The sequence below is a fragment of the Neisseria sp. P0022.S010 genome (assembly GCF_051956635.1).
In genome coordinates this window covers 1-6,231 of the sequence record NZ_JBQCXF010000160.1, presented here as the reverse complement: position 1 = coordinate 6,231, position 6,231 = coordinate 1, and the positions used below count along the sequence as shown (strand labels likewise).

6 protein-coding genes are annotated in these 6,231 nt (G+C 51.6%); 3 read left to right on the top strand and 3 right to left on the bottom strand.

The genetic code is table 11. The features are described 5' to 3' along the window. Window positions 1-137: 137 nt before the first annotated feature. Window positions 138-1,313 carry a cytochrome-c peroxidase gene (locus ACTHUT_RS12530; RefSeq protein ID WP_049333127.1) on the bottom strand — a complete coding sequence of 392 codons (1,176 nt, stop codon included), beginning with the start codon at window positions 1,311-1,313 and terminating at the stop codon, window positions 138-140. Between the two features lie 395 nt (window positions 1,314-1,708). Between ACTHUT_RS12530 and efeU the strand changes: the two genes are divergently transcribed. The 3 genes from efeU (at window position 1,709) to efeB (ending at window position 5,112) form a co-directional block, all read left to right on the top strand. Then, a complete protein-coding gene (efeU, locus tag ACTHUT_RS12525; RefSeq protein ID WP_036492490.1) occupies window positions 1,709-2,533 on the top strand; it encodes an iron uptake transporter permease EfeU in 825 nt (274 codons plus the stop codon). 12 nt (window positions 2,534-2,545) lie between these two features. Beyond that, window positions 2,546-3,712: an iron uptake system protein EfeO gene (gene efeO, locus ACTHUT_RS12520; protein ID WP_049335642.1), complete on the top strand. Its 1,167-nt coding sequence runs from the start codon at window positions 2,546-2,548 to the stop codon at window positions 3,710-3,712. A 134-nt stretch (window positions 3,713-3,846) separates the two neighbouring features. Beyond that, a complete protein-coding gene (gene efeB / locus ACTHUT_RS12515) occupies window positions 3,847-5,112 on the top strand; it encodes an iron uptake transporter deferrochelatase/peroxidase subunit (protein WP_070631554.1) in 1,266 nt (421 codons plus the stop codon). 78 nt (window positions 5,113-5,190) lie between these two features. Here efeB and ACTHUT_RS12510 read toward each other — a convergent pair whose 3' ends face one another. Together ACTHUT_RS12510 and ACTHUT_RS12505 are read right to left on the bottom strand one after the other, a co-directional pair. Beyond that, on the bottom strand, window positions 5,191-5,658 hold the full coding sequence (locus ACTHUT_RS12510; RefSeq protein WP_440386736.1) for a CinA family protein: 468 nt from the start codon (window positions 5,656-5,658) through the stop codon (window positions 5,191-5,193). 151 nt (window positions 5,659-5,809) lie between these two features. Beyond that, window positions 5,810-6,231: DUF2628 domain-containing protein (locus tag ACTHUT_RS12505; protein ID WP_440418854.1), on the bottom strand; the 422-nt coding region annotated here is incomplete at its 5' end.

The following is a 6,231-nucleotide window of genomic DNA, read 5'->3' as shown; positions in this document are numbered from 1 at the left end:
TCCTTTCGGATGTATGGTGAAAATCGGCTCAAGATTACCATATTGTGTGGAATCGTGAAACAAAGGCGCCCATATGGCCGGCAACAAAAAGGCCGTCTGAAACGGATTTTCAGACGGCCTTTGTTTTGCGCTAAACCTTATTTGTTGTCAGGTTGGGATTTGACATCGTGGGAGACAGGCAGCTCAGGCATGGTTCGGGCAGACTCCGGAACATTGCCGGAGAGGGCTTTCAAGAAGGCAACGATGTTTTCAGTGTCTTCCGGAGCCAGAGTTTTACCCAATTGGGCTTTTGCCATGATGTTGACGGCTTTATCCAGTTCCCAAACGCTGCCGTTGTGGAAGTATGGATAGGTGCGCTCAACATTTCTCAAGCCGGGAACACGGAAGAAGAATTCGTCTTCGGCTTTTTTGGTTACGTCCGCACGGCCTTTGTCGTGTTTAGGATCGTCGATGTGTTTCCAGTAAGGACCATCCACCAAACCGAATTTTTGGAACATGGTACCGCCCAAGTTGACGCCGTTGTGACAAGCGATACAGCCGTTGTCCATAAATGCGCGTACGCCTTTGCGTTCTTGTTCGCTCAGGGCAGATACGTTGCCTTTCAGGTAGTCGTCCCAACGGGTCGGGGTCAGCAGGGTACGTTCAAACGCGCCCAATGCAGTGGTGATGTTTTTAAAGGAAACCGCGCCGTCTTCAGGGAATGCGGCTTTGAATTTTTCTTGGTATTCAGGGATACCGGCGATTTTGGCGGCGGCATCGGCTTCGGTCGCGTTGGCCATTTCAACCGGGTTGAGCAATGGGCCGCCGGCTTGTTCTTCCACATCGGCGGCACGGCCGTCCCAGAATTGGCTTCCCAACAAGGCGGCATTCAGGGCAGTCGGGGGGTTACGGGCGCCGAATTGGCTTTTGTGGCCCGCGCTGGTCGGCATGTTGTCTACGCCGGCCGTTGCCAAGTTGTGGCAGGAGTTACAGCTGACGGTGTTGCCTTTGGACAGGCGGGTTTCGTACCAAAGTTGTTGGCCGAGTTTGACCTGCTCTTCGGTAAACGGACGGATTTTTTGCATTTCGGCCGCATCAGGCAAAGGTTTGAACACGGTTTGCGCGCGTTCCAACAGGGCTTTGTCTTCGGCAGAAACATCGGCGGAATTTTGAGGGGCCGAAACAGCGGCGGTGCTTGCGGCAGCATCGGCAGCGCTCGCGGCAGAAGCCGCTTGAGGGGTTTCGGTTGTTTGAGCCGTTTTCTCGCCGCAGGCGGTCAACGCGGCAGAAACGGCCAAAGCCAAAGCGATTTGGTGGAGTTTTAAACGTGGCATAGGAGGGTTCCTTTGTTATGCGTTTGTTATGTCATGGATTGCTGATTGCACCAGCAATATGCCAACTATAAAAGATAAGGCGGTTTTAATTTTTGTTGTAAATCAACCTTTTAAATTTGATAAATTCTGAAAATATCACTGATAGGGAAATTTATACTATGGAACTTTTTTATTATTTATTTACAATTGCTTAGATAAATTAAGGCCGTCTGAAAAAATAAAATTCAGACGGCCTTATTCAGACGGCCTTTTAGTTTTTATTGATTACGTCCGTTATTTTATTTTAAAAAATCTTAATAAATATGGGGTTATTAAAAAATAAAAATAATTTGCGTTATTAAGCATAAAGCGTTATAAATGCGTTAACAAATGAACATTTCACTTTAGAGTTTTTTATGCTGATTGCTTTATTGATTATGCTGCGCGAGGGCATCGAAGCCGCCCTGATCGTCGGCATTGTTGCCAGTTTTTTGAAACAGTCGGGACACAGCGAGCTGATGCCGAAGGTTTGGCTGGGCGTGTTTTTGGCTTCGGTCATGTGTTTGGGTATTGGTTACGGCATTCATTCCGCTACCGGCGAGATTCCGCAAAAAGAACAGGAATTGGTGGTCGGCGCCATCGGCCTGGTGGCTGTGGCGATGCTGACGTACATGATTTTGTGGATGAAGAAGGCCGCGCGTTCGATGAAACAGCATCTTCAGGATTCTGTTCAGTCGGCCTTGAACCGCGGCAGCGGCCAGGGTTGGGCCTTGGTCGGCATGGCGTTTTTGGCTGTGGCGCGCGAAGGTTTGGAGAGTGTGTTTTTCCTGCTGGCCGTGTTCCAGCAAAGCCCGACGTGGTCTATGCCGATAGGCGCGGTGTTGGGGCTGTTGGTGGCGGTTGTCATCGGTACGCTGATTTATCAGGGCGGTATGCGCCTGAACTTGGCGAAGTTTTTCCGTTGGACGGGCGCGTTTCTGATTGTGGTGGCGGCCGGTCTGCTGGCCGGTTCGTTTCGCGCGCTGCATGAGGCCGGCGTATGGAATGTGATGCAGGATATTGCTTTCGACACATCGAAATATTTGCATGAAGACAGCCCTTTAGGCGTGCTGCTCGGCGGTTTCTTCGGCTATACCGACCACCCAACCGAAGGCGAAGTCCTGATTTGGCTGCTGTATCTGGTTCCCGTCATGATTTGGTTTTTGCGCGGCAGCGCGCCGGCAAAAACGTTAACTAAATAAAAAGGAATGAAAATGAAAAAATTCAATCTGACTGCTTTGTCTGTAATGCTGGCTCTGGGTTTGACTGCGTGTCAGCCGCCTGAAGCCGAAAAAGCCGCGCCTGCCGCTTCAGGCGCATCCGCTGCCGCCAATGCCGACGGTTCGGTCAATATCGGCGTGAACGATACTGCCTGCGAACCGATGGAATTGACCGTCCCCAGCGGCCAAGTCGTGTTCAACATTAAAAACGACAGCGGCCGCAAGCTGGAATGGGAAATTCTGAAAGGCGTGATGGTGGTGGACGAGCGTGAAAACATCGCCCCGGGTTTATCCGACAAAATGACCGTTACCCTGCTGCCGGGCGAATACGAAATGACTTGCGGCCTGTTGACTAATCCGCGCGGTAAGCTGATTGTTACCGACAGCGGCTTCAAAGACACTGCCAACGAAGCGGATTTGGAAAAACTGTCCCAACCGCTCGCCGACTATAAAGCTTACGTTCAAGGCGAGGTTAAAGAGCTGGTGGCGAAAACCAAAACCTTTACCGAAGCCGTTAAAGCCGGCGACATTGAAAAGGCCAAATCCCTGTTTGCCGCCACCCGCGTCCATTACGAACGTATCGAACCGATTGCCGAGCTTTTCAGCGAACTCGACCCCGTCATCGATGCGCGTGAAGACGACTTCAAAGACGGTGCGAAAGATGCCGGATTTACCGGCTTCCACCGTATCGAACACGCCCTTTGGGTAGAAAAAGACGTATCCGGCGTGAAGGAAATTGCAGCCAAACTGATGACCGATGTCGAAGCACTGCAAAAAGAAATCGACGCATTGGCGTTTCCTCCGGGTAAGGTGGTCGGCGGCGCGTCCGAACTGATTGAAGAAGTGGCCGGCAGCAAAATCAGCGGCGAAGAAGACCGTTACAGCCATACCGACTTGAGCGACTTCCAAGCCAATGTGGAAGGCTCCAAAAAAATCGTTGATTTGTTCCGTCCGCTGATCGAAGCCAAAGACAAAGCGTTGTTGGAAAAAACCGATGCCAACTTCAAACAGGTTGAAGACATTTTGGCGAAATACAAAACCCCGAACGGTTTCGAGCTGTACGACAAATTGAGCGAAGAAGACCGCAAAGCCCTGCAGGCGCCGATTAATGCCTTGGCAGAAGACTTGGCCAAACTGCGCGGCATTTTGGGTTTGAAATAAGATAACGCGTTTTCAGGCGGCCTTTGGATATTGAAAGGCCGTCTGAATCTTATTGTCTCCCACACAAATATGTTTGAAAACCGACCTTACTTCACACGATTGCAATCTTTCCGTTCCCTGCCAAGGAGCAGACCATGAGCCAAAACAAACAACCGGCACAACCCGAAAAACGAACCCTTTTCAAAACTGCCCTTGCCGCCGGCGCCATCGGTGTTGCCGGTTATTTTGCCGGCAAAAAACAAGGCGAAGCCGCCGCCGAGACCCAAAACAACCAACATTCCGAGCTGGCCTATCCGTGTTATGGCGAGCATCAGGCAGGCATCGTTACGCCACACCAGCTCTTCGGCATCATGTGTGCCTTTGACGTTACCGCCAAAGATGCCAAACAACTTGAAAACCTGTTCCGCGCCCTGACCGCCCGCATCGAATTCCTCACCCAAGGCGGCGAATACCAAGATGGCGACGACAAACTCCCACCTGCGGGCAGCGGCATCCTCGGCAAACAATTCCGCCCCGACGGGCTGACGGTTACCGTCGGCGTCGGCAGCAGCCTATTTGACGACCGCTTCGGCCTCAAAGACAAAAAGCCGAAACACCTACAAGAAATGCGCGACTTCCCCAACGACAAACTCCAAAAATCTTGGTGCGACGGCGACCTCAGCCTGCAAATTTGCGCATTCTCCCCCGAAACCTGCCAAGCCGCCCTGCGCGATATCATCAAAAACACCGCCCAGTTTGCCGTCATCCGCTGGAGCATAGACGGTTGGCTCCCTAAAGCCGAACCCGGCGCCATTGCCGCGCGCAATCTTTTAGGTTTCCGCGACGGCTCCGGCAATCCCAAAGTCGAAGATCCCAAAGTCGCCGATCAAGTCCTGTGGACGGGCGTTGCTGCCAACAGCTTGGACGAACCGGCATGGGCGAAAAACGGCAGCTATCAGGCCGTCCGCCTTATCCGCCACTTTGTCGAGTTTTGGGACCGCACCCCGATGCAGGAACAAACCGATATTTTCGGCCGGCGCAAATACAGCGGCGCGCCCATGGACGGTAAAAAAGAGGGCGACACCGCCGATTTCGCCAAAGACCCAGACGGCAAAATCACGCCCAAAGACAGCCATATGCGCCTTGCCAATCCGCGCGATCCGGAGTTCATGAAAAAACACCTGCTCTACCGCCGCGCCTTCAACTACTCACGCGGCCTTGCCGCCAACGGCCAGCTCGACGTCGGCCTGATTTTCATCTGCTATCAGGCCAACCTTGCCGACGGATTCATCTTCGTGCAAAACCTGCTCAACGGCGAGCCTCTGGAGGAATACATCAGCCCGTTTGGCGGCGGCTATTTCTTCGTTCTGCCGGGTGTCGAAAAAGGCAGCTTCCTCGGCAAAGAGCTTTTGGGCGTATAAATCCGCCGATGGTTTGAATAGATAAAAAGGCCGCCTGAAACCTGATTTCCAGATTTCAGACGGCCTGAGTTTTTGCTATCAAACCAAATATTCCGCCAAGAAAGCCAATGCGTATTCGACGGCTTGCGCCCTTACTGCTTCGCGGTCGCCTGTGAATAGTACGGTTTGCTCAAACGAGCCTTCGGGCGTGGCCAGGCCGAACCAGACTGTGCCGACCGGTTTGGCCGCGCTGCCGCCGCCGGGGCCGGCGATGCCGGAAATACTCAAAGCGTAATCCGCCTGCGCGACGGCTTTTGCGCCGCGTGCCATTTCATAGACGGTCTCGCGGCTGACCGCGCCGTGTTTCAGCAAGGTGTCGGGCATGACGCCCAGACGCTCCTGTTTGGCTTGGTTGCTGTATGTGACGAAGCTTTGATGAAACCATTGCGAACTGCCGGGAACGGAGGTCAGCGCACCTGCAAGCAGGCCACCGGTGCAGGACTCGGCGCAGGTAACGGTTTGGCGGCGGCTGGTCAGGTGTTCGGCGATGGTTTGCAGATGGGACATGGCGGCTCCTTAGGGGAAAAGGTAAAACCGGGCAGGCGCTTGGCCCGCTGGGTTTCAGAAAGGTTTGAGATGTAAAGAGTTTTGCAAAGGCTCAGGCCGTCTGAAACCTATTTTAAGGTTTCAGACGGCCTTTATGTTTTAAGAATCCGATTTATTTTTCGTATTTGGAAATATACTGAATAATGGCCATTTGAGGATTCTGAGCAATAATAAATTCAGCATCTTTTTTTTGATGCTGATAGCCTCGGCTTATCAAATTTTTTTCACGCAGTTTGTTACCGTATGCACCCATTAGGATTTTAATGGTAATACCAATAAGAAATAGAAAGGGGAGAAAGATTGCGAAGGCGGGGTTCATACTTACCAGTTTTTCAGCTCCAAAATTAAAAAAACTTAAAATTATAGATAGAATAATAAGGATGATACCCACCCCCCACATTTTCTTCACACATGCCCAGATACCTTCAAAGAAAAATGCAGGCCAAGACCAGCCTTGTTTGACCGCTTCATATTGGCCTATTGAATCTTTAAATATCTTATATACTTTCATGAAAACCCCTTTTATGATTAATA